The 25,418-nt window shown below is 38.1% G+C and carries 24 protein-coding genes and 1 pseudogene; 8 read left to right on the top strand and 17 right to left on the bottom strand.

Annotated features, from left to right (window positions below):
* Positions 1–33 precede the first annotated feature (33 nt).
* The gene (locus ACFINZ_RS01395) at positions 34–912 is read left to right on the top strand and encodes a protein-disulfide reductase DsbD domain-containing protein (RefSeq protein WP_375634235.1); all 879 of its coding nucleotides are present in this window, start codon (positions 34–36) and stop codon (positions 910–912) included.
* Between the two features lie 26 nt (positions 913–938).
* Here ACFINZ_RS01395 and rnhA read toward each other — a convergent pair whose 3' ends face one another.
* The 4 genes from rnhA to cyoE form a co-directional block, all read right to left on the bottom strand.
* Entirely contained in the window at positions 939–1,406 is a 468-nt protein-coding gene (rnhA, locus tag ACFINZ_RS01390) for a ribonuclease HI (RefSeq protein ID WP_375701123.1), read from the bottom strand.
* Positions 1,407–1,411: 5 nt separating this feature from the next.
* Positions 1,412–2,371, bottom strand: a complete 960-nt coding sequence (locus ACFINZ_RS01385) for a homoserine kinase (RefSeq protein WP_375672016.1) — start codon at positions 2,369–2,371, stop codon at positions 1,412–1,414.
* Entirely contained in the window at positions 2,371–3,426 is a 1,056-nt protein-coding gene (gene ispH, locus ACFINZ_RS01380) for a 4-hydroxy-3-methylbut-2-enyl diphosphate reductase (protein ID WP_375636191.1), read from the bottom strand. The genes ACFINZ_RS01385 and ispH overlap by 1 nt, the downstream gene beginning before the upstream one ends.
* A 178-nt stretch (positions 3,427–3,604) precedes the next feature.
* A complete protein-coding gene (cyoE, locus tag ACFINZ_RS01375) occupies positions 3,605–4,540 on the bottom strand; it encodes a heme o synthase (protein WP_375634227.1) in 936 nt (311 codons plus the stop codon).
* Between the two features lie 344 nt (positions 4,541–4,884).
* Between cyoE and ACFINZ_RS01370 the strand changes: the two genes are divergently transcribed.
* Positions 4,885–5,424 (top strand): invasion associated locus B family protein, encoded by a 540-nt coding sequence (locus ACFINZ_RS01370; protein ID WP_375611128.1) that lies wholly within the window; start codon positions 4,885–4,887, stop codon positions 5,422–5,424.
* A 110-nt stretch (positions 5,425–5,534) separates the two neighbouring features.
* The gene (gene tldD / locus ACFINZ_RS01365; protein WP_375634225.1) at positions 5,535–6,959 is read left to right on the top strand and encodes a metalloprotease TldD; all 1,425 of its coding nucleotides are present in this window, start codon (positions 5,535–5,537) and stop codon (positions 6,957–6,959) included.
* A 555-nt stretch (positions 6,960–7,514) separates the two neighbouring features.
* Here the strand turns inward: tldD and ACFINZ_RS01360 are convergent.
* From ACFINZ_RS01360 to ACFINZ_RS01325, 8 genes are all read right to left on the bottom strand, one after another.
* Positions 7,515–8,768: a class I SAM-dependent RNA methyltransferase gene (locus ACFINZ_RS01360; RefSeq protein ID WP_375634223.1), complete on the bottom strand. Its 1,254-nt coding sequence runs from the start codon at positions 8,766–8,768 to the stop codon at positions 7,515–7,517.
* A complete protein-coding gene (locus tag ACFINZ_RS01355; RefSeq protein WP_375655278.1) occupies positions 8,765–9,508 on the bottom strand; it encodes a TlyA family RNA methyltransferase in 744 nt (247 codons plus the stop codon). Before ACFINZ_RS01355 ends, ACFINZ_RS01360 begins: the two co-directional genes overlap by 4 nt.
* A 16-nt stretch (positions 9,509–9,524) precedes the next feature.
* Positions 9,525–11,432 (bottom strand): 1-deoxy-D-xylulose-5-phosphate synthase, encoded by a 1,908-nt coding sequence (gene dxs / locus ACFINZ_RS01350; protein WP_375634219.1) that lies wholly within the window; start codon positions 11,430–11,432, stop codon positions 9,525–9,527.
* A gap of 241 nt (positions 11,433–11,673) precedes the next feature.
* The gene (locus ACFINZ_RS01345; protein ID WP_375618413.1) at positions 11,674–11,928 is read right to left on the bottom strand and encodes an exodeoxyribonuclease VII small subunit; all 255 of its coding nucleotides are present in this window, start codon (positions 11,926–11,928) and stop codon (positions 11,674–11,676) included.
* Positions 11,929–11,935: 7 nt separating this feature from the next.
* On the bottom strand, positions 11,936–13,039 hold the full coding sequence (gene ribB, locus ACFINZ_RS01340) for a 3,4-dihydroxy-2-butanone-4-phosphate synthase (protein WP_375634292.1): 1,104 nt from the start codon (positions 13,037–13,039) through the stop codon (positions 11,936–11,938).
* Between the two features lie 15 nt (positions 13,040–13,054).
* Complete coding sequence (aroC, locus tag ACFINZ_RS01335; protein ID WP_375634294.1) at positions 13,055–14,143, bottom strand: chorismate synthase; 1,089 nt, start codon at positions 14,141–14,143, stop codon at positions 13,055–13,057.
* Positions 14,144–14,291: 148 nt separating this feature from the next.
* Positions 14,292–15,110 carry an enoyl-ACP reductase FabI gene (fabI, locus tag ACFINZ_RS01330; RefSeq protein ID WP_273787904.1) on the bottom strand — a complete coding sequence of 273 codons (819 nt, stop codon included), beginning with the start codon at positions 15,108–15,110 and terminating at the stop codon, positions 14,292–14,294.
* A gap of 127 nt (positions 15,111–15,237) precedes the next feature.
* Complete coding sequence (locus tag ACFINZ_RS01325) at positions 15,238–16,143, bottom strand: DnaJ C-terminal domain-containing protein (RefSeq protein ID WP_375634213.1); 906 nt, start codon at positions 16,141–16,143, stop codon at positions 15,238–15,240.
* Between the two features lie 326 nt (positions 16,144–16,469).
* On the opposite strand from ACFINZ_RS01325, the gene pdxH reads away from it, so the two are divergent.
* Positions 16,470–17,093 carry a pyridoxamine 5'-phosphate oxidase gene (gene pdxH, locus ACFINZ_RS01320; protein WP_375611119.1) on the top strand — a complete coding sequence of 208 codons (624 nt, stop codon included), beginning with the start codon at positions 16,470–16,472 and terminating at the stop codon, positions 17,091–17,093.
* 237 nt (positions 17,094–17,330) lie between these two features.
* Here pdxH and ubiA read toward each other — a convergent pair whose 3' ends face one another.
* Positions 17,331–18,335, bottom strand: coding sequence for a 4-hydroxybenzoate octaprenyltransferase (gene ubiA, locus ACFINZ_RS01315; protein WP_375634211.1), 1,005 nt, complete (start codon positions 18,333–18,335; stop codon positions 17,331–17,333).
* Positions 18,336–18,425: 90 nt separating this feature from the next.
* Between ubiA and purD the strand changes: the two genes are divergently transcribed.
* Positions 18,426–19,700 carry a phosphoribosylamine--glycine ligase gene (gene purD / locus ACFINZ_RS01310; protein ID WP_375634209.1) on the top strand — a complete coding sequence of 425 codons (1,275 nt, stop codon included), beginning with the start codon at positions 18,426–18,428 and terminating at the stop codon, positions 19,698–19,700.
* A gap of 1,059 nt (positions 19,701–20,759) precedes the next feature.
* On the opposite strand, the gene ACFINZ_RS01305 is transcribed toward purD, so the two are convergent.
* From ACFINZ_RS01305 to ACFINZ_RS01295, 3 genes are all read right to left on the bottom strand, one after another.
* Entirely contained in the window at positions 20,760–21,287 is a 528-nt protein-coding gene (locus ACFINZ_RS01305; protein WP_375628324.1) for a DUF6101 family protein, read from the bottom strand.
* Between the two features lie 144 nt (positions 21,288–21,431).
* On the bottom strand, positions 21,432–22,841 hold the full coding sequence (locus ACFINZ_RS01300; protein ID WP_375634207.1) for an FAD-binding oxidoreductase: 1,410 nt from the start codon (positions 22,839–22,841) through the stop codon (positions 21,432–21,434).
* 2 nt (positions 22,842–22,843) lie between these two features.
* Positions 22,844–23,806: an L-threonylcarbamoyladenylate synthase gene (locus ACFINZ_RS01295; RefSeq protein ID WP_375620641.1), complete on the bottom strand. Its 963-nt coding sequence runs from the start codon at positions 23,804–23,806 to the stop codon at positions 22,844–22,846.
* Between the two features lie 276 nt (positions 23,807–24,082).
* Between ACFINZ_RS01295 and ACFINZ_RS01290 the strand changes: the two are divergent.
* Together ACFINZ_RS01290 and ACFINZ_RS01285 are read left to right on the top strand one after the other, a co-directional pair.
* Positions 24,083–24,363: pseudogene (locus ACFINZ_RS01290) on the top strand (type II toxin-antitoxin system RelB/DinJ family antitoxin).
* A 9-nt stretch (positions 24,364–24,372) separates the two neighbouring features.
* Positions 24,373–24,645, top strand: coding sequence for a type II toxin-antitoxin system YafQ family toxin (locus ACFINZ_RS01285; RefSeq protein ID WP_375701146.1), 273 nt, complete (start codon positions 24,373–24,375; stop codon positions 24,643–24,645).
* Positions 24,646–24,706: 61 nt separating this feature from the next.
* Here ACFINZ_RS01285 and ACFINZ_RS01280 read toward each other — a convergent pair whose 3' ends face one another.
* On the bottom strand, positions 24,707–24,925 hold the full coding sequence (locus tag ACFINZ_RS01280) for a hypothetical protein (protein WP_375634205.1): 219 nt from the start codon (positions 24,923–24,925) through the stop codon (positions 24,707–24,709).
* A 326-nt stretch (positions 24,926–25,251) separates the two neighbouring features.
* Between ACFINZ_RS01280 and ACFINZ_RS01275 the strand changes: the two genes are divergently transcribed.
* Positions 25,252–25,418 (top strand): Arm DNA-binding domain-containing protein (locus ACFINZ_RS01275; protein WP_375701145.1); only part of this gene is annotated, 167 nt, incomplete at its 3' end.

The raw sequence follows: 25,418 nt of genomic DNA, 5'->3' as shown, positions 1-25,418 counted from the left end.
GTTCATTTAGCACACTAGGAAAATAAAACTCCAATGAAAAAAAGTTATATATTTACAAATTTACAAAATATCGCAACTTTCTTTTATAAAAAGCTTTTAGTTACTTTAAGCTTAACATTCATAGTTTTAGAATTACTTAACATTCCTGTAAATGCTCAAACAGAACAAAAACTCCAGCTTTTCGCAACATCTTGGTATGAATCAGATGGTGGTCGTATCCGATTAGCGATCACTGAACCTTCTCTTTCTGGAATAAGAGAAGGCATTATTGAAATTGAGCTTAAACCAGAATGGAAAACTTACTGGCGTAATCCAGGTAATTCTGGCATGGCACCATTTTTTAATTTCAACCAACAGATTTCTTATGAAATCTTTTATCCTACTCCACAGCTTTTTGAAACAGAAAATGATTGGTCATTAGGTTATAAAGATAAAGTAATATTGCCCTTCAATCTTTCTAGTTCAAGCAAAAATTTAAGTGGTGCTTTCACTCTTGGATTATGTCACAAAATCTGTCTTCCATTTACTGTTAACTTTGATTTTTCGCCATCTGCTCTTAAAAATAAACAGCTTCCTGCTTCCTTCTTAAAAAAGGCGCAAGATTCTTTGCCACGCATGGCGCAGAATGCACTAAAAATAAGTGCCGAAAAAAATAACAGTACCCTTCTTATAAAAATACAAAATAATAACAAAACCACTCCTTCCTCTCTCTTTTTAGATGGAGGAGAAATGCAAATTGGAGCAGCAAGAAAAGTCAGTGATAACGCAGAATATACACTCTTTAATGCTCCACTCTATTTCGCACCAGAAGAAATAAACCAAAAAATTTTTTATACAGTTTCTTTTAAAGATCACGCCTTAAGTGGAACATTCATATTCCATACGCAGCCAACCCCTCTTGCGTCTCCGTGATAAAAGAAAAAGCTCTCAAACAGCAATTATGCTAGAAAACGTCCATTTTCACGATATTGAGTAATTGCTTTGCGAGCAAGGGCATCTGCGCGTTCATTTTCTGGATGTCCCGCATGCCCTTTTACCCAGTGCCATCTAACTGTATGACAAGAACTAGCATCCTCAAGAGCTTGCCATAGCTCCATATTTTTAACAGGATTTTTTGATGCGGTGCGCCAATTATTCTTTTTCCAATCTTCAATCCACTTAGATATACCGTTACGTACATAAACTGAGTCTGTATAAAGATCGACCAAACAGGGCTCTTTAAGCACCTTTAATGCACAAATTGCCGCCATGAGTTCCATTTGATTGTTTGTCGTATGGACCTTACCGCCATAAAGCTCCCGTTCATGACCATTCCAGCGTAAAATTGCCCCCCACCCTCCAATTCCAGGATTCCCTGAGCAAGCACCATCTGTATAAATTTCAACGACTTTTTGTTGAGTTGCCATAAAATTTAAAAACCTAATTCACTTAGCGAATTTACATTACTGAAAAAACAAAGCTTGTGCCAATACTCCCATGGATCTTTCTTAATAACAAAGCTATTAGGCGGTGTATTAAACCAATCATATAGACGTGTGAGTAAGAAACGTAGAGACGCACCACGAGCTAATAAAACCATCTTGTCCAATTCTAAAGGGATCAATGGTCTTATTTTTTGATAATTTTCCAATAACTTACGTGCTTTGGTAAGATTATAGGAATGATCAGGCTCAAAGCACCAAGCATTTAAACAGATCGCTAAATCATAAGCAAAAAAGTCATTACAAGCAAAATAGAAATCTATCATCCCAGAAAGACGATGATTCACAAAAAAAACGTTATCATTAAATAAATCTGCATGAATAATGCCTATTGGTAAATTGAACGGCCAATTTTCCTGTAAAAAAGCCAATTCCAACTCAATTTTTTGTCCAAATTCTTTTAACAATGCATCTTCTTTGGTTTGACAACGTTGCCACAATACCTGCCAATCCATAACAGAAAGAGTATTTTTACGACTGAGTGTAAAATCCTGTCCTGCTAAATGTAATTGTGCTAACCCCATCCCCACTTCGCCACAATGATCTATGTTGGGCTGGCGGATCCACTCTCCTTCCAGAAAAGTAATAATAGCAGCAGGACGTCCTGCTAATTCACAGATCATCATTCCATCATTTTGAATAACAGGTTTAGGACAAGGAATTCCACGTTGTCCTAAATGCTGCATCAAGCGACAAAAAAAAGGTAAATCATCTTCTGAAATACGCTTTTCATAAAGTGTTAAAATAAATCGCCCTTGTGTTGTCTCTAACATAAAATTGGAATTTTCAATCCCCTCTTCTATACCTTGATAAGACAAAAGTGATCCTATTGCATAACGTGTTAAAAACACTTTTAAATCATTTGGGTGAATATCTGTATAAACGGCCATTATTCTGCTTTCGTTGTAGACATGTCTGTATTCTGATTTTCATTTTTTGCATTATTTGCTTGACCATTGACGAAAGCCATATCTTGAGACGTTAAAATGACGTCACGTAATTCGCGACTCACTAAAAATTTTTCCGTTTCTACCGCTGTTTCAGCTAATTCTATTGTGACATCATAACGCTCACGAAACGCTGAAATAATTTCATCAATAATAATTTCAGGAGCCGAAGCCCCTGCTGAAAGACTGACAATAGAAAGAGATTTTAGGTTTTCAAAATTAATTTCATCAGCGCGCTGAACTAAAATAGCTTGTCGCGCACCAGACTTTTCGGCAACCTCTACTAAACGTCGTGAATTAGAAGAATTTGGTGCTCCAACAATCAAAAACAAATCACTCCCCTTTGCCGCTGCTTTAACCGCATCTTGTCGATTCGTTGTAGCATAGCAAATTGATTCAGCCGCTGGGGCTGCTAATGTAGGAAAACGTTGTTGTAATATATCGATAATTCCTGCAGTATCTTCAACAGAAAGCGTTGTTTGTGTAACAAATCCTAATTTATCTGGATCATTGGGTTGATAATGCAAAGCATCTTCTATCGTTTCAATAAGCGTCACAACCCCTTCTTCAAGCTGTCCCATTGTCCCTATCACTTCAGGATGACCAGCATGACCAATCAATATAACATGACGACCATGACGTTGATGTCGTATCGCTTGTTTATGAACTTTCGAGACCAACGGACATGTTGCGTCGAGATAAAACAAATTATAGCATCGTGCTTCTTCTGAAACAGATTTTGGTACACCATGAGCAGAAAAAACAACTGGTTGATTGCGATGTTCTTCTGGAATCTCATTAAGTTCTTCGACAAAAACAGCACCCCGTTGCTGTAATCCCTCAACCACGTAGCGGTTGTGTACAATTTCATGACGAACATATACTGGAACACCATATTTTTTTAATGCAAGCAGAACAATCTGGATAGCACGATCAACCCCTGCACAAAATCCACGTGGACCACAAAGACGTATCGTTAAAGGGGGAAGTCCAGACATAATCATCCTTAATCTCTATAGCTTTATCATATTCAAACAACCTATCATTATACATGAATAAGCAATGTAAAAAAACGCGCAATATCATCTTTTGTATAAGAACACACTCTATCGTATTTTCTTACAGCATTTTCTTGAAGAAAAGCTCTTTTAAAATTTGCTCCTTCATTTTACGCGACTAAAGAGCGATAAAATACCAAACAAGAGATTCAATCAAAAGAATTCCAAAGATAGCTGCCAAATAAAGTAATGAAAAGAAAAACGTTTTTTTGGCCATCAAAATAGTTTCATTATGTGTATCAGCTTTCCACAAACGATAGGCAAAATAAATAAAGATAATGCTTAAAATTGTTGAAAAAATACCATAAAAAATTCCGCCAAGACCAGTAAAACACGGAGCAGCAGCGCATAATGCCATCAAAACAGTATAAAATAAAATCTGTTTTTTTGTTGAATGCTCACCTCGTACATTAGGCATCATAGGGATACCTGCAGCCTCATAATCAAGAGATGAAAATAAAGAAAGAGCCCAAAAGTGAGGAGGGGTCCACATAAAAATGATTAAAAATAATAAAAAGCTATCAATACTCACTGTCCCTGTTGTCACGGACCATCCAATCATTGGTGGAAAAGCCCCAGAAGCACCACCAATAACAATATTTTGTGGTGTGATACGCTTTAACCAAATTGTATAGATAACGACATAAAAGAAAATCGTAAACGCAAGAAAAAATGCCGCAAACCAATTAATGAAGCTCCCCATAACCAATACCGAGAGCATAGAAAGAACCATGCCAAAAATAAATGCCTTTTGGGAGCTGATTTTACCCATGGGAATAGGACGCTTTTTAGTTCGTTCCATCACAGCATCAATGTCAGCATCATACCACATATTCAATGCTCCCGCACCACCACCGCCAACAGCAATACATAAAATTGCTAAAAAACCATACAACGGATTGATAGGAACAGGCGATACAAGCAAACCAACCAGAGCCGTAAAAACCACAAGAGACATAACACGTGGCTTTAATAATGTGATGTAATCACCAATACCGGATTTTGGTGGCGTTGATTTACCATTCACAACAGATAACTCTTCTGAAACTGACATTCCACTCAAAGCCCTTTTCCATTTCTGTCATTCACAAACCCAATATTATCTGACAAATATTATCTAGCGTATGGAAATGACCAATTAAGACCAATCGTATTTTTAAGAAAATATGAAATATCTCTTTCGCACGTATCCCCTAAAAGTAAATGGAAATATTGGCAATAAAAATACATTTTTTCAATCAACGTTCTCTCCACATTACAAATGTATCATAAAAATATATCATATGAATTAATATATTTGGGTAAATACTGATTTTGTGTTATAGTTTTTTATGGGGAGTTCATTTTTTTATGTAAATCTATGCATGGTTGTGGGTGTTGAGTCGGATAGGATTTTCTGTGATACTTTATAAATTACTCAAAAAAACTTTTTTTATTGGTGCTGTTCTTTACACACTTTATAGTAGTTTTATCAGTCATGCATTTGCACAAACACCCTATGCACAAGATGTCCCTGCTCCACAAACCTATGGTGCATGGACAAAAGTGTGTTCTCTACCACCAGGTACACCTAACATGCAGTGTGAAGTTGTACAAAACGTTCACACACAAGGGCGTCAAGATATTACCTTGCGCGTTACATTTTATAAACTTCCTCAAAAGCAAGGTGCCTTGATGCGTGTTTTTGTTCCGATTCGCGTTGAATTACGTCCTGGCGTTGGAATTAAAATTGACGATAAAAATATGGGCAGAATGGAATATCGTCGTTGTCTTGGTGATAATTGTGTTGCTGAAGCCTTTCTTAAAGAAGACATATTGCAGCTCTTTTTAAAAGGAAAAATGGCAACCTATTTTATCTTTACAACTCCTGAACAAGGGATTGGAGGTTTTGTTGACCTTCATGGTCTTGGCGACGCCTATGCAACCTTACCGACATGAATGAAATCAATACATTTTAAACAATCAAAATCTCATCGTATATTTTGAAAGATTCTTAAAATTAGATTGATAAAAATCTTCTAAGCCCCCATAAAAATAGGATAATTCTTATGAAATCGCTGATTGATCATTTTGATATTGCTTCCTCTAAAGTGCAATCACTTATACAGGAAACACTTCATCATGCTGATGATGGTGAGCTTTACCTTGAGTATACAGAAAGCGAAGCTCTTTTATTTGATAATGGACAGCTTAAAAACGGCTCATTTCATCAAGATATGGGATTTGGACTACGCGTTGTTGCTGGAGAGGCTACTGGATATGCTCACTCTAGTGAGTTATCAGCTGCTGCACTCAAACGTGCCAGTGAAGCTGCTAAAGCTGTTACCTATAATAATCATGCAGGGACTTATAGCATAGCACCTCAACAAACAAACAAAAGACTTTATCAACCGCATAATCCCCTTGATTCTCCATCATTTGAAGAAAAAAGTGCTCTTTTGCAAAAAATTGATGCCTATTTACGTGCTAAAAATGATAAATTGCATCAGGTGACTGTTTCTCTTTCCGGCTCGCTACAACATGTTGAAATTTTACGTGCAGATGGTTATTTGGTTCGTGATATTCGTCCCCTTGTGCGACTTTCTATATCTGTGGTCGCAGCTGAAGGCAATCGACGTGAAAATGGTTTTTATGGATGTGGAGGGAGACAAGCATTTAACCAATTTATTCATGAAGACAATTGGAAAAAAGCTGCAGATGAAGCCTTACGTATGGCTTTAACAAATTTAGAAGCAGAAGCAGCGCCAGCAGGAACATTTGATGTTGTTTTAGCCAATGGATGGCCCGGTGTTATGCTTCATGAAGCCGTAGGTCATGGATTGGAAGGTGACTTTAACCGCAAAAAAACTTCTGCTTTTGCTGGACTTCTTGGCCAACAAGTTGCCGCAAAAGGTGTTACAGTTGTTGATGATGGTACAATTCCCGAATGCCGTGGTTCACTTACTGTTGATGATGAAGGAACCCCATCAGGATATAATGTTCTTATTGAAGATGGAAAACTCGTTGGCTTTATGCAAGACAGACTAAATGCTCGACTTATGGGGGTTAATCCAACTGGAAATGGACGGCGTGAATCCTATGCACATGCACCAATGCCGCGGATGACTAATACGATCATGCTAGGAGGCGATAAAACACCTGAAGAAATTCTATCATCATTCAAAAACGGTATCTACGCTGTTTCATTTGGCGGAGGACAAGTTGATATCACTTCTGGAAAGTTCGTCTTTGAATGTACTGAAGCTTACAGAGTAGAAAATGGTAAAATTGTAGCGCCTATTAAAGGTGCAACCCTTATCGGTAATGGACCAGATGCCATGAAACGTATTACAATGATTGGCAATGATAGCAAACTTGATAATGGTATTGGCATGTGCGGAAAAGCAGGGCAAAATGTCCCTGTTGGTGTTGGTCAACCTCATCTTCGAATCAATAATATGACAATCGGTGGAACTGCGCTTATAGAGGAATAAGCTTGCTCATTCCTTCCCAGTATTGCCTCCTTCTCGTCTATTACGACCATTTTGTGAGGGGGATGTTACAATGAATTGATTTATAAAGATAATCTAGCGTTATTCATATTTTATTAGAACCTTGAATACCGTAAGATTCTCTCATTTTAAATCTGTGTCTGTTGGATCAATCAAAATCATTCGTTTATACGTTACAGGCGGGGAGAGTTATATGGATAAAAACTGTACAAGAAAGAACTAAAGATTCCTCTTATGGGCCGTCTCAAGTACCAAGAGTTTTAAGAAACATTAGGGGATGGCAAATATAACGACGGCACAGGCTTATTCAGACACATCTTCTTCGTAATACATTAGTCTTTTGTGGTTTTTTTGTGTGGGGTAACTTGTCTTTTATATTTCATAATAAAAAAGCTTAAAAGAAAAAAACACTTTCTACATTCAGTGCTCTTAACTCAACGAGAAAAAGATTATTATTATAGATAAATTTTGGAGAGATTTTATAATAATACACAGGTCAACTTTTAAAAAATCTTCATAGCATTAAAAAAAATTAGGCTAAAGTTTCCAACCTTTCTTTTTTTTCTTTTTGCTCAAAACAGCAACAATTTCGACATGTGGTGACCATAAAAATTGATCAATCGGTATGATTTTTTCTACTGTATACCCCCCTGCAACAAGAAGAGATAAATCACGAGCAAATGTAGTAGGATTACAAGAAATTGCCACAACACGTGATACTGTTGTCTTCGCTAATTCACGTACTTGTTGCTCTGCACCAGCACGGGGAGGATCAAAAACAACACTCTCAAAACATTCAAGTTCCTTTACAGAAAGGGGATGTCGGAAAAGATCACGTTTTTCACAAGTGAACGTTTTTAAACCAGTCGCAAAACGTGCTGCTGTATTTAGATTTCTTAATGCATCTTCATTATTTTCTACTGCATGAACATTCATCTTTTTTGCCATACGCAAGGTAAATGTTCCTACCCCTGAAAACAAATCAACAGCATTCTTTACTTTTTTAAAATGAGTCAAAATAATATTGCCCATTATATTTTCAGCTTCACAAGTTGCTTGCAGAAAACCACCAGAAGGAAATTCAACACGGACATCTCCAAAGTAAATCTCTGGTTTTTCTCGTTCAACCAAAACTTCACCGTCAACAGATAAACGTATAATCCCATATGAAAGAGCAGCACTGATCATTTTCTGACGAAGTGATTCATGGTGTATAATGCAACCGCTTAAAGCAACATCTAAACCATTTTCAACACATGTTATCGTAACATGAAACCGTTTGGCAGAGCTGCTTAGAAAAGCACAGAGCTCTCTAATATTATGCAACTGAGAAATAAGCTCTGGACGGCTTACTGGACATTCCTCAAGAGCTACAATCTCATGAGAGAGATAACGGTTAAAACCAACTTTTTGCCCCTGTGGGGTCATAGATGCTGTTAGAGTAATCCGCCGTCGGCTATAAGGTTTACATTCTATTAAAGGCGCAACAACATTATTAAGTCCATACTTTTTAAGCGCATCAACAACCAATTGTTGTTTCCATACGCGATAAGCATCCATATGCCAATGCTGAAGAGTACACCCTCCACATTCTCCAAAATGCTGACAAAGAGTATCAATGCGTTCTAATGATTTTTCTTTTAATGCTATATATGTTGCATATTTTCCATGAACCGTAATTTCAGCACACTCTCCTGGTAAAGTAAAAGGAACAGAAACGAAGCCGTGAGACGTCTTAGCAGTACCATAACCATTTGCTCCGATATGATCGATTATGACATTGTCATTCACTCTTGTTTTTCTCCGAATAGTAAATATTCCACGTTGCCATCACCACCTGTAATAGGGGAAGAAATTAAACTTTTTGCACTCCACCCTGTTTGTGTATTTAACCAAACAAAAAGCGCCTCAGCAATTTTTTTAGCACTTGATGGACTTAATATTCCTCCCTTACTAAAGTGTTTACGACCAACCTCAAACTGAGGCTTTACCAGTAAAACAGCTTGGGCTCCCTTCTTGGCTAAAGACAACACGGGAGGCAATGCAAGTTTGAGCGAAATAAAGCTAACATCTGAAACGATAAGATCAATTTCTCGCCCACCTAAATGTTCCTGTTTAAAATCTCTGACATTCAAGCCTTCTAATAACGTTATAGCACTGTTGCCCAATAAACGTTTATCAAATTGATGATGCCCAACATCAACGGCAATGACATGATCTGCTCCACGCTCTAAGAGAACTTGCGTAAAACCACCTGTTGATGCACCAACATCAATGGCTGTCACTTTATCTGTTATAATTGGAAATGCATCAAGTGCAGCAATCAATTTTAACGCTGCCCGAGAAACATAATTCTGTGCTGGATCACAAACGGTAATCTCTGCATCATCAAAAACGATTTGCCCAGCTTTAAAAACGATTTCTCCGTTAACTTTAACAGTTTGGCGCATAATTGCATCACGTGCGCGTGAACGTGTCGTAAAAAAGTTTTTTTCAACTAAAAAAATATCGAGTCTTTTTCTGGAAGCCATCTCATACTCGAATTTTCTATTCTGTTCGAATCTCGCGTCCCAAAACAGCAAAAACCGTGCTTAAAATACCCATAGCGTCAAGTCCGACACGTGAAAGAACTTTTTCTGGTGAACCATGATTCAAATATTCATCAGGAAATTTTAGTGTACGAACTTTCAAACCATGCTCTAAGAGCCCTTCTTGCGCTAAAAATTGTAATATGTGCGCTCCAAATCCACCGATTGCCCCTTCTTCAATTGTCACCAATACCTCATGCTCACGTGCCAAACGACGCATCAAATCCTTATCTAAAGGTTTTGCAAACCGTGCATCTGCAACCGTTGTAGACAATCCTTCAGCCTCCAACGCATCAGCAGCTTGCAACACTTCTGACATCCGCGTTCCAAAACAAACCAAAGCGATTCTATTTCCTTCACGCAGAACGCGCCCTTTTCCAATTTCTAATAACTCACCACGTTGCGGTAAATCTATACCAATCCCCTCACCACGCGGATAACGAAAAGAAATTGGTCCCTGATCATAAGCTGCAGCTGTACGCACCATATGCATCAGTTCAAGCTCATCAGAAGGTGCCATAACAACAAAGTCAGGAAGAGTGGCCAAAAAAACAATATCAAAACTTCCAGCATGTGTTGCACCATCTGCCCCCACAAAACCTGCTCGGTCAATAGCAAAACGTACCGGTAATTTTTGAATTGATACATCATGAACAATTTGATCATAAGCACGCTGTAAAAAAGTAGAATAAATTGCAACAAAAGGCTTATACCCTTCACAAGCAAGTCCTGCCGCAAAAGTTACGGCATGTTGCTCAGCGATACCAACATCAAACATTTTTTCAGAAAATTTTTTCGCAAAAGAATCAAGACCTGTCCCTGTTGGCATCGCTGCTGTTATGCCAACAATCTTATCATCATGGCGAGCTTCTTCTATTAAAGCTTTAGAAAATACCTTGGTATAGGGTAGAATATTACTTGATGCTTTTACCTGTTTTCCTGTCGTGACATCAAAACGATTAACACCATGATATTTATCAGACGAGGCCTCTGCAGGTGGATATCCCTTTCCCTTATGGGTTACAACATGCACCAAAACAGGACCATTAGGATATTCACGAACATTTTTAAAAACAGGCAATAAATGCCCCAAATTGTGCCCATCTATGGGGCCAACATAATAAAAGCCAAGCTCATCAAATAAAGTTCCCCCAACCAAAAGGCCACGCGCAAATTCCTCTGAACGACGGGCTTTATCCAAAAAAAACTTTGGCAATTTTTCGCTCAACATCTTTACGCGTTCACGCAAATGACGATAAGAAGGACGAGACACTAATCGTGCAAGATGTGCACTCATAGCACCTGTAGGTGGTGCTATAGACATATCGTTATCATTAAGAACAACAATCAAGCGTGCATTCAAAGCACCAGCGTTGTTCATTGCTTCATAAGCCATGCCCGCAGACATTGCACCATCACCAATGACAGTTATGATATTGCGTCTTGTCTCTGCTTTCAAAGCACTTGCCACCGCCATACCAAGCCCCGCTGAAATAGAAGTAGACGAATGCCCCGCTCCAAATGGATCATACACACTTTCTGAACGTTTTGTAAAACCCGATAATCCGCCCTCTTGACGTAATGTGCGAATTTTTTCTCTACGCCCCGTTAAAATCTTGTGTGGATAGGTTTGATGACCAACATCCCAAATAATCCTATCCTCTGGTGTATTAAAAATATAATGTAATGCAACAGTGAGCTCAACAACACCAAGTCCCGCGCCAAGATGACCACCTGTTACAGAAACCGCATCAATTGTTGCGGTCCGCAACTCATCAGCCAACTGTACCAAATCAGACTCAGGCAATGCCCGCAAATCTTGCGGAAAACAAACACGGTCAAGCAATGGTGTTAAGACCTGAGACAAAAAAAATCCTTTCTATTATCTTAACTCAAGAAAACACAATGATAAAAATATATCTTCTCTACTCTTTTATTTACAGTTTTGCATCTTTTTTACTGAAAAATGCTCTTTTCTATTTGAGATGAGCTATAATTTCCTCATTTTTAACTTATTTTATAAAAAAGAAATCAATAAAACTTTCTATTTATAAACTAAGGTTATTGCTTCTCTTAAGTCCCACAATAAATATCCAAAAAGATTTAAATTATTTAGCATCAAGTGGTTCCACTCCTTCTGGAGAACCTTCTTCTGAAAGCTGGATTTTTTCAACTTTAGCTTCAGCAACTCTTAAGAGTTTTTCACAATGCTTTTTAAGCGCTTCACCGCGTTCATAAATATCAATGGATTGTTCCAAAGGCACATCGCCACGTTCCAAATTTTCGACAATAACTTCAAGTTGCTTAAGCGCTTGCTCAAAGCTTAAGGTCGTAATATCCCCCTCTTGTATCTCTTTTTTCATATGAACCTCAAAAAATATCTGTTCTGGATATACGAACTCCAAAACCTTCCAAACCTACATAATGATGCTCTTTAGAAGCATAAACAATAACAGAGCCTATTCCTAAATATTTTAAAATTTGTGATCCTAAACCAATTTTGCGCCATTCTTCTTCGCGTTCAATCGCCTGCACATGGTTTTCTGAACTGTTTCTTGTCATGTTTTGAATACCAACAGTTGATTGTATAACAGATCCTTCACGCAAATAAATAAATACGCCACGTTTTTCTTTTTCCATCATACGCCGCATCATCACCATAATATCTGAAGTTTGACAAAAAACGTCACTTATAATGTTTTCATGATGTAAATGCACAGGAATATTCTCACCCTCACGGACATCACCAAAAACAATTGCAATATGCTGAACGACTTCCCAAGGGAGTTGATAACTTTGAACAATAGCGGGACCTACAGATGTTTCAATAAGCATTTCTCCAACATGCTTGATCAATATTTCCTTACGTTGGCGGTAAGAAATTAAATCTGCAACCGTTATAATATGCAACCGATGTTCTTGCGCAAATTTCATAATCTGATCGCCATGTTTAACGCTTCCATCATCATTGACTAATTCACCGATAACACCAACCGGCGGCAAATTAGATAATTTACATAAATCAACAGCGGCCTCCGTGTGACCTGAACGCATGAGCACCCCCCCTTCATGCGCAATTAAAGGAAAAACATGCCCTGGACGAACAAAATCATCCGCACTTGCATTTGAATTCGCAAGATTACGTACAGCTAATGTACGGTCATGCGCTGAAATTCCTGTTGTTATGCCGTGTTTAAAATCAACAGTAACCGTAAATTGCGTCCCATGTGCAGAGTTATTATCTGGTACCATAGGAGAAAGATTAAACCGTTTTGCTTCTTTTTTTGGCATAGGTGTGCACACAATACCTGTTGTGTGACGAAGAATAAACGCCATCTTTTCTTCTGTACAATGCGCTGCAGCAACAGTTAAATCACCCTCATTTTCACGGTCATCATCATCTGTCACCACAACAATTTCACCGCGTTCAAAAGCTTTAAGTGCAGAAACAATTTTTTTTTCATCATACGCCATTGTTCACCTTTTCAATCACCCAACTTGACCGCGATGTCTTAGATAATGGTCAGCAATAGCACAAGCAACCATCGCCTCACCAACAGGAACGGCACGAATCCCAACACATGGATCATGACGTCCCTTTGTTATAACGTCTATATCATGACCATCAACATCAATGGAACGACGAGGTGTTAAAATTGATGAAGTAGGCTTTACAGCAAAACGTGCAACAATTGGCTGTCCACTCGATATTCCCCCTAAAATACCACCAGCATGATTGGATAAAAAAAGCGGTTTTCCATCATTTCCCATTCGCATTTCATCGGCATTTTCTTCTCCCCTCAAGCGGGCTGCCGCAAAACCATCACCAATTTCCACACCTTTTACCGCATTAATCGACATAAGTAACGAGGCAATATCTTGATCAAGCTTTGCGTAAATAGGGGCTCCTAAACCTGCCGGAACATTTTCTGCAACGATCTCAACAACCGCACCAACAGATGTCCCCTCTTTACGGAGTTTACTGATATAGTCACTAAAAATGTGAACCATCTCTGCATCAGCTGTAAAAAAAGGATTATTATCAACCTCTGACCAATCCCAACGATCACGATTAATATTATGAGGACCAATTGCTATCACTGCTCCTCGTACAATCAAACCAGGAACGATTTTACGAGCAAATGCACCTGCTGCAACACGTGCTGCCGTCTCCCGTGCCGAAGCACGTCCCCCGCCTCGAAAATCACGAATGCCATATTTAATATCATAAGTATAATCCGCATGTCCTGGACGATACTGATGAGCAATTGCTCCATAATCTTGAGAGCGTTGATCTGTATTTCGAATCAACAGAGAAATTGGTGTACCTGTTGTCACCAATGTCGTTCCATCGTCTTGAACAACAACTCCTGAAAGGACCTCTACTTCATCTGGTTCTCGGCGCTGCGTTGTATATTTTGATTGTCCTGGCTTGCGTTTATCAAGATAAGCTTGAACTTCTGCAAGAGTAAAAATAATTCCAGGTGGACAACCATCAATGACACAACCAAGAGCAGCACCATGACTTTCACCCCATGTTGTTACACGAAACAAATGACCAAATGTATTATGCGACATGAAAAAAGATCCATTTCTCTGTCAAATATATACAACGATAACGTATGTTGTGTGCTATACACAAGACAACTCTTTTCTTCCAAATACTCTTGGACACCTTAAATTTGGTCAAATTACTGCTGTCTAATAAAATCTTATAAACCAAACTTTATTCTTTAACGACAGAAATGTCTGGTGCATCAACTGCCTTCATACCTATGATATTATAACCCGAATCGACATGATGGACTTCACCGGTAACAGAACGAGACAAATCTGAAAGAAAATAAAGCGCAGAATCACCAACCTCTTCAATTGTTACCGTACGACGTAATGGAGCATTATATTCATTCCATTTTAAAATATAACGAAAATCACCAATACCAGAAGCCGCTAACGTTTTAATTGGTCCAGCAGATATAGCATTAACACGAATATTTTGGGGACCTAAATCTACCGCTAAATATTTCACGCTCGCTTCAAGAGCGGCTTTGGCAACCCCCATTACATTATAATTGGGAACAACCTTTTCTGCACCATAATAGGTTAGTGTCAAGATTGAACCACCATCTGGCATCAATTTTTCTGCACGCTTCGTTAGAGCTGTTAGGGAATAAACGGAAATATTCATCGTCATCATAAAATTTGATTCGCTGATATCAATATAACGACCACTTAATTCATCTTTATCAGAAAAACCAATAGCATGAACTAAAAAATCAAGTTTTCCCCATTTCTTCTCTATTTCTCTAAAGACCGTATCAATAGAGACACTGTCAGAAACATCACAATGTCCACAAACAAATCCCTTTAATTCTTCAGCCAAAGGCTCGACACGCTTTTTCATTGCTTCACCCTGATAGGTAAAAGCAAGCTCTGCCCCTGCGCTACTTGCCGCTTTAGCGATTCCCCAAGCGATGGAGCGATTATTGGCCAACCCCAAAATTAAACCACGCTTACCGTACAATAAACCATTACCCTTAGCCATCAGCACTGCCCCATTGTTACTTAAAATTAGTATTATTCACCTGCCTATGACACAGGTCAACTTTTTCTTCAAGCAATTGGTTTAAAATCAAACAAAAACTACGCTTTTATATATAAAATTTTTAAAATTAATCTTGTTGCATTTGCAAAAACTGTTCTAGTGCGGCGGCATTTTCATCTCCCGGCAACATAATGCGAACATGCACATAAAGATCATCTCTTGTACCATTTTTTAAACGAAGCCCTTTCCCTTTCAACCGTAAAACGCGATCAGAACTTGACCACGCAGGAATCGTTAAAACCACACGCCCCTCCAACGTCTCAACTTCTTCTTTTGCTCCCAAAACAGCATGTTTAAGAGAAACTGGTAAATCAAGATGGAGTGCTTTTCCTTCAACCCGAAAACGAGGATGTTTTTGAATCTGAATGGTTATCAACGCATCTCCTGCTTGCCCGTGAGGTACCTCTTCTCCCTGACCTTTTAAACGAATAGTCTGTCCGTCTTCAATATAATCTGGAAGTTTAATTTTTAACTTTTTTCCATTTGGAAAAACAGCCTCCACCTTTTCTGCGCCAACCATCTGCTCTAATGTTATGGCAAGATTAGCACGAACATGTGCTCCTTGTTGGGGACGGTTATAGTGTGTGGAATTCGAAAAGCTACCTCCTCCTCCAAACAGATCCCGAAAAATATCACTCGCATCAAAACTTGCACCACCTGAAGAGGAAAAATCAAATCCCTTTGCTCTTCCTGAAAAGGGATTTTGTTTATTGCTAAAATTTTCACCAGCACCATAGGCTTGATAAAGCGGTTTTCCTTCCATATCAATTTCACCGCGGTCAAATTGTGCCTTTTTATCTTTATCACCTATAATTTCATAGGCTTGATTAATTTCAGCAAATTTCTCTTTAGCCTTTGTATCATCTTTATTATGGTCTGGATGATATTTCTTCGCTAATCTTCTAAATGCCGATTTAATCTCTTGCGATTTTGCGGTACGTGCCACACCCAGAATCGTGTAGGGATCACGCATATTGCCCTCTTTTCAATTTCTTCGTTTTCAAAATATCAACTGATACGTTGTTCAATATCCCTTATAGCTTCATTAGTCTATTCTAGAGAATAATTTCTTCTTTTCTCTTTATATGTCTATCAATAAACTAAAATACCAGATAAAATGAGACATTTATTTAATATAGCTCCTTGTAGTCTATGCTAAAGTAAAAAATAATTAAACTACCATAGAAATACACGATAGCATTGGCTTTTTGAAAATAAGAAAAAATAGTACTGTAACTTCTTGATGATCAAGTAAATGAGAAAATGCCTCACCCATGCTCACTGATATTTGGAGAAACTATGAGCACAAAAATACCAACAGATGATCATTTTATGAAAATGCAAAAACCTTTTGAACTTTTCGCAAAGTGGCTTGAAGAGGCAACGATAAGTGAAATAAATGATCCGAATGCTATGGCATTAGCAACAGTTGACGAAACAGGACTCCCTAATGTTCGTATGGTTCTCCTCAAAGACTACAGTCCCCAAGGATTCGTCTTCTATACCAATTATGAAAGCTGTAAAGGACAAGAAATTTTAAAATCAATGAAAGCATCCTTAGGTTTTCATTGGAAATCACTCCGTCGTCAAGTCAGAATTAGAGGAATCGTTGAAAAAGTAAGTCAACAGGAAGCCGATGCCTATTTCCAATCGCGACCACGTGGTAGTCGAATTGGTGCATGGGCCTCTAAACAATCTCAACCTTTAGACAATCGTTTTGTGCTCGAAAAAGCAATTGCTCAATATACTGCGCGTTATGCTCTAGGCAATATTCCACGACCACCTTATTGGTCTGGGTTTCGTGTTAAACCCCTTTCTATAGAGTTCTGGTGCGATCGCCCATTTCGTTTACATGATCGTTTGCTTTTTACACGGGATTGTGTTGAACACAGCGATTGGAAAAGACAAAAACTTTATCCCTAATCCTTCAAACTTCATCGTTATGAAGATTTTTTCTTCGCAACAATTAAACAAATATTTTTTATTCGAAAAATTCTAAAAGAAGATGATTTATTCTATTTAAATAGAAGAATTTTATTTTCACTGTAAAGGTTAATTGGTGATATTTTCTACTGTATTGCTTAAAAATAGATTAGCAACAAGCTTATTAAAAAAAACATACTGTATTCAGTAGAAACTATGATTTTAGCTAACTTATTTTTAGACCGCAGGATAAAATATCATCCATATACCCCCACATACTAAACCAGAAAAAATCACAAAACCAATAAGCGAATTAGATTTGAAAAGCCTGAGGCATTGTGAACTATCATCTATATCAATGACTTTAATTTGAATAAACATATGGATACTTGCCACAAAAATCCCCAAAAAACTAAGAACAGGGACTCCAGCTAAATAAAATGCTAGACTAACGAACATCACAAAACCACCATACAAAAATACTAAAGCACGCTTGGTTGCTTTACCAAAAAGAAGAGCCGTAGAACGGACACCAACAGTAACGTCATCTTCTTTATCTTGATGTGCGTAGATTGTGTCGTATCCTATGGTCCACAAAATTGATCCCACATAAAGCAAGATTGGTGCCCAGCTTAAACTTCCAAAGACAACAGCCCACCCCATTAATGCCCCCCAATTAAATGCAACGCCTAAAAAAAACTGCGGCCAATATGTTACGCGTTTCATAAAAGGATAAAATGCAACAGCTATCAATGACGAAATACCTAGAAAAAAACTAAACCTATTAAATTGTGATAAAACGACTAAACCAACAAAACATTGCACAAGGATAAAAACTCTCGCTTGAAACCGACTCACATGTCCTGTTGGCAATGGGCGAGAACGTGTCCTTTCTACCTGAGCATCAATTTTATGGTCAATAAGATCATTCCAAGTACATCCTGCCCCTCGCATAGCAATAGATCCCAGAAAAAAAAGAAAAAGATACCAAACCCAATGAAGAAACATTGATAAAAGAGTATCGTAATGCATGTTATAAGAGAAAAAAGCCATTGTTGTTGACCAAAAACAAGGCCACATCAACAATTGCCAACCGATAGGTCGATCCCAACGCGCCAATTGCGCATAAAACCATAAAGAACGGGGAAGGAAGCTGTAGACCCATTGTTTGGAAGATGCATCCATAACCCGTCCTTGGCTATCATAGGACTGAACATGCGCGATATTTTTATTTTTTTTCATCAAATGATTTACCTTTGGTCTTGCGATAGAGACATTTCATTCTTATGAGAAGAGGATGAGATTAATTATCTTTTATGAGAGGAGCAAGCAATGAATATTCTTCTTATTGGCTCAGGTGGACGAGAACATGCTTTAGCATGGAAAATAGCAGCATCACCACTGCTAACAAAGTTATATTGTGCTCCTGGAAATCCTGCAACAACAGAATTTGGTGAAAATATTAATTTGAACATTGATGACCATCCCCTTGTTATTGATTTTTGTAAGGCACATTCTATTGATCTTGTAATTGTAGGACCAGAAGCACCCTTGGTGGCGGGTATAACAGACTCTCTTAATAGCGCTAACATCTGTGTATTTGGTCCTACTCAAAAAGCTGCTCAACTAGAAGGTTCAAAAGCCTTTACAAAAGATTTATGTCGGAAGAATAACATTCCTACAGGAAGTTACCAATGCTTTAATGATGCCTCTAAAGCTAAAGCTTACATTCAGCAACAAGGTGTTCCCATTGTTATTAAAGCTGATGGCTTAGCAGCTGGCAAAGGTGTCGTGGTTGCAACAACTATGGAAGAAGCGTTTAACGCAGTTGATGCCTGCTTCAAAAGTACATTTGGAGATGCAGAAAACAAAATTGTTGTAGAATCTTTTCTTGAAGGTGAAGAAGCAAGCTTCTTCTGCCTTTGTGATGGTAAAGTTGCTCTTCCTTTTGGATCTGCTCAAGATCATAAACGTGTAGGTGATGGGGATACTGGAGCAAACACCGGTGGTATGGGTGCTTATTCACCAGCGCCCATCATGACCCAAGAAATAGTGAATCGTACTCTCAAAGAAATTGTTGAACCAGCTTTAAAAAGCATGAAAGAAATGGGTGCCCCCTTTAAAGGTATTCTCTTCGTCGGATTAATGATAACGCAAAAAGGACCCGAATTAATTGAATTTAACGTACGATTCGGTGATCCTGAATGTCAAGTTTTAATGATGCGCCTCAAAGATGATATTTTGCCAATTTTTCTTGCTGCAGCTCAAGGAAAACTTGAAAATCAGCCTCTTCGGTGGTCTGAAAAAACAGCTCTCACCGTTGTTATGGCTGCTAATGGTTATCCAGACTCTCCCCAAAAAGGTACTGTTATCCGTAACGTTGATCAAGTAAACACTCTTCTCGATGTGAAAGTTTTTCAAGCTGGTACAGTGTTGCGTGATGGAGAACTCATTGCAAATGGTGGACGTGTACTCAATATAACAGCAACAGGAAAAACGATTACCCATGCACAAAAACGTGCTTATGAAGCTGTTGATTGTATTGATTGGCCAGAAGGTTTTGTTCGTCGAGATATCGGATGGAGAGCCGTTGCGCGAGAAAATTAAATCCTTTGAATATTCTTTTTTTACGATTTTCTTATTTTATATAAGAGCATGATACAAAAATTTTCTCACTGTTTTACGTTGACCATAATTTTGAAAAAATGAGTGTGCTTTCCTTTGAACAATCAAATATTGTAAATAGGATATCTACTCATGATAAAATAGGAAAATTTTCTGAATCTGAAGATGTAATATAAAATAATCATTTTACTGTTGTCTTTACTTTAAACGCATTTTCTCATCATTTTTATAAACACTTTCTTTCTTATAAAATCCTGAGGAAAAACGTATATACTATCATTTCTTTTATTTATCGCGTTTTTAGTGAAATTCCGCTTTTACGAAAAATGAAATGCCCAAAAAAGATAGTTATGTTATTCACATACAAACTCTTAAACAATATCTCTCATGCTTATCATTCCCATTTTACGACACTACCTGCAAATAGTATAAATCCATTCTGCCAGCTTTCTGGAATAAAAATAAAAACCTATACCATCATTGTATTTTCCAATTCTCAATATTACGATAACCCTTTCTATCTAAATGATTTTGATTATAAAAGAGAGATGAAATAAGAATATTCTGCAATATTCAAAGCTTTCATTCAACATGAAGAAATGATTTATAAAAAAATTCAAAAACACTTCCAGTAATCTTCTGGTGTTTTTAATAATGTGGCAAAAACCCAAAATTATACCGCAAAAAAACAGTTTCTATTGTTATGAAAACCGTTTTTACCTCTCTGAAAAAAGCGTTTTACATCATCGATTCCTGCTGCCAATGTATGGTGTCAAAAAACTCTCATTTACAATCATTGACTTTCTCTTTGTTTTAAAGAACCAAAAGTCACACCAAATCCCGTCTGTAAAGGTCTGAATTCTCATTAATATGCTGCACTTACACAAAGACCTACAAGCAAACTTAAGAATATTCGCCATATCTTCTAAAAACACTTCATGTGTGAAGTTTACATGCCTTATGTTACCTCCCCAAACAACGATGTTTTACAGCACAACAAGATAAATGCTGACGGTAGTACAAAAATGAATGCATGTTAATTTACTGGAGTGCAATTCGATTCGCAATCACCAAACGCAAGCCTAACGGATTGCTATAACGAAGTAAAAAATGCTTTTGTTTAGAATGTGCTGTTGTACCAAAAAATCGATGTAAATCAGAACGATCTTTTACAACCAGAATGCGATTATCTTCATTGATCATAAGCATGGGAAGGCCATAAGTATCCGCCCATAACCGCCAATCCAGAAGAACATTATTCAAATCTCTGGAAACCAAAAGCGGTATACAAGCTTCCTCATCGGCATGAAGTAATTCTAATGCAACAGCTCTTTCTCCTGAACGCGTTTTTACGGTACGTGCTGCAATTCCTTGAAAATGATAAGGGGGTATTAAATGCGATAAGCTTGAAGGCATATCCGTTTTAAAAGAAACACCACGCTCATTTAACGAACAAATAACCTGATTACCCGTTTTGGATGAAAAATATGTCGTCGTTTGTGGCAAATGGCACGGATCTAACCGAAATTCAAGCACCGCTTTTGCCTGATTAAAGCATTGATTAGCCATATACATTATCCCAATTTATCTTAAATAACATACACCCTTTAGCAGCTTTTTCTCATTGGATTATTAAAAGTTTGAATAAAAAACAACTGGTTTCTTTTTTGGTTATTAAAATCTAAACAAAAATGCATGATCACCATTCTTGAATTATAATACTTTTCCAGGATTCATTATCCCTAAAGGATCGAACGTTTTTTTAATCCCTTGCATAATATCCAATGCGACAGGCGATTTAAAAGAACGAAGTTCTTCGCGCTTAAGCTGACCAATTCCATGCTCAGCAGAAAATGCACCTCTATAGTCCACCACTAAACTATGAATGCGATGATTCATTGTTGACCATAACTGCAAGAACACTGTCGTATCAGCTCCTACAGGTTGTGTAATATTATAATGTAAATTTCCATCGCCCATGTGTCCAAAACAAATCACCCGTGCTCCTGGAGCAATATCCTCAACAATAAGCGCTGCATCAGCAATAAAATCAGGAATAGAAGCAAGTGGGATTGCAATATCATGCTTAATGGACCCTCCTGCTAACTTTTGTGCTAATGATATACTTTCTCGTAATTGCCAAAAAAAATCTTGCTGTTTTAAAGATTGCGCAACAACTGCATCTTCTATCACCGCATTCTTTAAAGCTTCTTCTAAAATAGTACTCAATACCGATAACGCCTCATCATTGCCTTGCAACGATGAAATGTTCATTAATACATACCATTCATGTTTCCGCTGAAGAGGAGGCTTCTCACACATCTTATAATCTAAAGCCATTTGCAAACTGAGATTTCCCATGAGCTCAAAACCTGTCAACATCCCTCCTCCATACTCTTGAGCCAGAGATAAAAACTCTAAAGCCTTCGCCGGACTATATAATCCCACCAAAGCAACAGCTTTTCCTTTTATTTTTGGAAACATCTTCAAAACGGCTGCGGTTATAACACCCAATGTACCTTCTGCACCAATAAAAAGATCTTTTAAATCGTAACCGCTATTGTCTTTTTTAACAAAACGCAAATCATCTAAAATACGCCCATCCGGTAAAACAACTTCTAAACCAAGACAAAGATCACGCATATTGCCATAGGCTAAAACAGCTGTCCCTCCAGCATTCGACGAAAGATTTCCTCCTACTTGGCAAGAACCTTCAGATGCCAAAGAAAGAGGGAAAAAACGACCTGATTCATCCACTTTTTTCTGTAAATCCTGTAAAATAACACCAGCCTCTACAACAACAAAATTTCCTTCAATATTTATAGCTCTAATCTTATTTAATCGCTCCATGGATAAAAGAACGCCCTCTCCTCTTTCATCTGGTTGTTGTCCCCCCACAAGCCCTGTATTTCCACCCTGTGGCACAATCGGTGTGCGCGTTTTGCTCGCTAACTGCATAATCGATGAGACCTCTGCGCAAGAAGATGGACGTAAAAGTAAAGGTGTTTTTCCATGAAAAAGCCCACGCTCTTCAAGCAAATACGGTGCAATCAACGCTTGATCTGTTATAGCATGCTTAGCACCAACAATTTCCCTAAACCCTTCAATTAATTCCTGCTCCATGTTCATTTCTCCTTTGGAGCCGCAGCCCGTATAAGACGATCATTGATAGCCTCCCCTAATCCGTATAATGGAATAGGTTCTACTGCGATACATCTCACTTTAAATGAATCTAATTCCTTCATATATTGAAATAAATGAGAGGCTGCCTCTTCTAACTTTCCATCTTCGCTAAGGTTTAAAATAGAAACGGCATTTTCAGCCCCCATAACACGCTTTGAACCAAATGCTAAAAGCGCTTCACCATTTTCCACCTTTTCTACATTCAAACGAACCGTGGCATTGGGAGCATAATGCGACTTTAACATCCCAGGAGCTTCAATCGCCGCCCTTTGATCTATCCGTTTTAAAGGCTTCCCCACAACTTCTTCAATTTCATCAGCCGCAAGCCCCCCTGGACGCAAAAGATAAATATTTTCACCACAAATTTTAATAATCGTTGATTCCAGCCCTATTTTAGCAGGTCCTCCGTCCAATATCAAAGGAACAGATTCCCCCAAAGATGCAAAAACAGCCTCAGCTGAAGTAGGGCTAAGACGCCCCGATTGATTCGCACTAGGAGCAGCAAGTGGGCGGCCAAAATGTTGTACCACTTCCGCAAAACGACTGTCTGGAAAACGAACAGCCAAGGTATTCAAACCAGAGGTTGTTAAAGGATGGATATTATGCTGTTCCTTTAAAGGCAAAACCAATGTCAAAGGACCTGGCCAAAATTCCTCCATTAATTGGCGTGAAAGAAAGTCAATTTTAACATAACGTTCCGCCATTTCGATGCCGCTGACATGCGCAATAAGAGGATTAATTTGCGGACGACCCTTTGTAGAATAAATAGAAGAAATTGCTCTCCCATTGGTTGCATCGCCCGCTAATCCATAAACAGTTTCCGTTGGTAATGCTACTAACTTCCCTTGTTCAAGAAGCGCTATTGCCTCTCTTATCGAAGCACTATCGAGTGGTAGAATCGTCATGACACATCATTTCTATAACACTCTTTTAGTGATATTATGCTCTTTTTTATTCATATATCACATTGATTTATATGTTTTTTAAGTATGGGGTTCATAAATAAAGGTTAGGGAATAGGATTTTCCAATATTCTTCTACAAAACATATCTTATTCTGCTAACTTTCTCTAATAATTTTTTGAATTTTGCTAAGTTCTCTTGTGAAAAGCTATTGTTGAAACTCTTGACATAGACTTAACGTACAGTACATTGTGCTACAATTGAATAGGGGATTTAGCAATGGGAAAAATTCAAGCCCGCATACCTGATCAAGTTCAAGAAATTGCAAGTGCAGTTATTAAGTCTACGGGTTTAACTGTATCGGATGTAGTACGCATGTTTATGACCCGCATTGCTAGAGATCGTACATTACCGCTTGGATCTTTCAACCAAATCCGGAAACATTACGAGCTATCGAGGATGTCGAAATGGGATGCGTCGAACGTACATTATTAGACAGCTTAAGGACCATGATACGCGAAGATAGAACCGAAATGCGTAAATCTGAAAAGAAAACCTAAGCTTGCTATATTGTCTATACGCGTTCATTCCGGTCTGACCTTAAACGTGAAAGCAAAGGTAGGTATGCTAATACACTAGAGAAGGATTTGCTGCTTTTGGTCAAAGCGTTAGCGGAGAATGAACCGCTAAAAGCGCATTGGAGAGATTATGCGCTAACAGGTCAATGGCGCAATTGTCGTGATTGTCATATCAAGCCAGATTTAGTTTTGATCTATCGAAAGCCGAATACCAAAACACTCGAGCTCTTACGACTTGGTTTGCATTCTGAACTACGCTTATGATTGGATCTCCAATTCATAGTAAAAAGAATTTTTCGAAGTTTTTGCTTGTATGACAGTTTTTCTAATTCTTTGAGAACCACTGCTTCAAATGAGCGAAGATGTTGTCTATCGCATCCATGAGGCATGCAAAATCAAGGATAAGCAAAAAAAGAAAAAATGCTATCCACTTCATCAAGCGAGACATCATTTTCACGCTTTGATAGGTGATGATCATTTCTTGAAGCATTTCTTTTTCTGCTTCTGTAAGCTCTGTGTATTTTTTGGATTTTTTTCTAACCATGTTTCCACCCACACAAGCGTTGACCCTGCTTGTTATGCTTTAAGATCTCTCTTGCTAAGTTTGAGCTAATGGTGTTCAGATCTTGCCGGCTTAAATAAATAGGTAACCAACCAACACAAGAAGAAACATATTTATTTGTCGCGCAACCAGTGTGTAATGTATTGATTTATAATGATAACTTATTGTTTTCATATTGAATGAAAAAACTAATACTGTAGGATTCTCTCATTTCAAATCTGCTTATCTTGAATCAATCAAAACCATTCGTTTGCACGTCACAAGCGGGGTTGATGTGTGGGTAAAAATTGTACAAGAAAGGAGTAAAAATGGTTCTTATGAATCGTCTTAATGCAAGGGCTGTAGCAACATTGGGAGCTGGTAAATATAATGATGGTGCCGGCTTGCTACTTCACAAACGTAAAGATGGTGGTGCTCAATGGCTTTATCGTTATACCATTCACGGTCGGCGCCGTGAAATGGGCTTGGGCGCCTT

The sequence above is a fragment of the Bartonella sp. AA81SXKL genome, assembly GCF_042196945.1.
Lineage (GTDB): Bacteria > Pseudomonadota > Alphaproteobacteria > Rhizobiales > Rhizobiaceae > Bartonella.
This window is presented reverse-complemented; position numbering and strand designations above follow the sequence as displayed.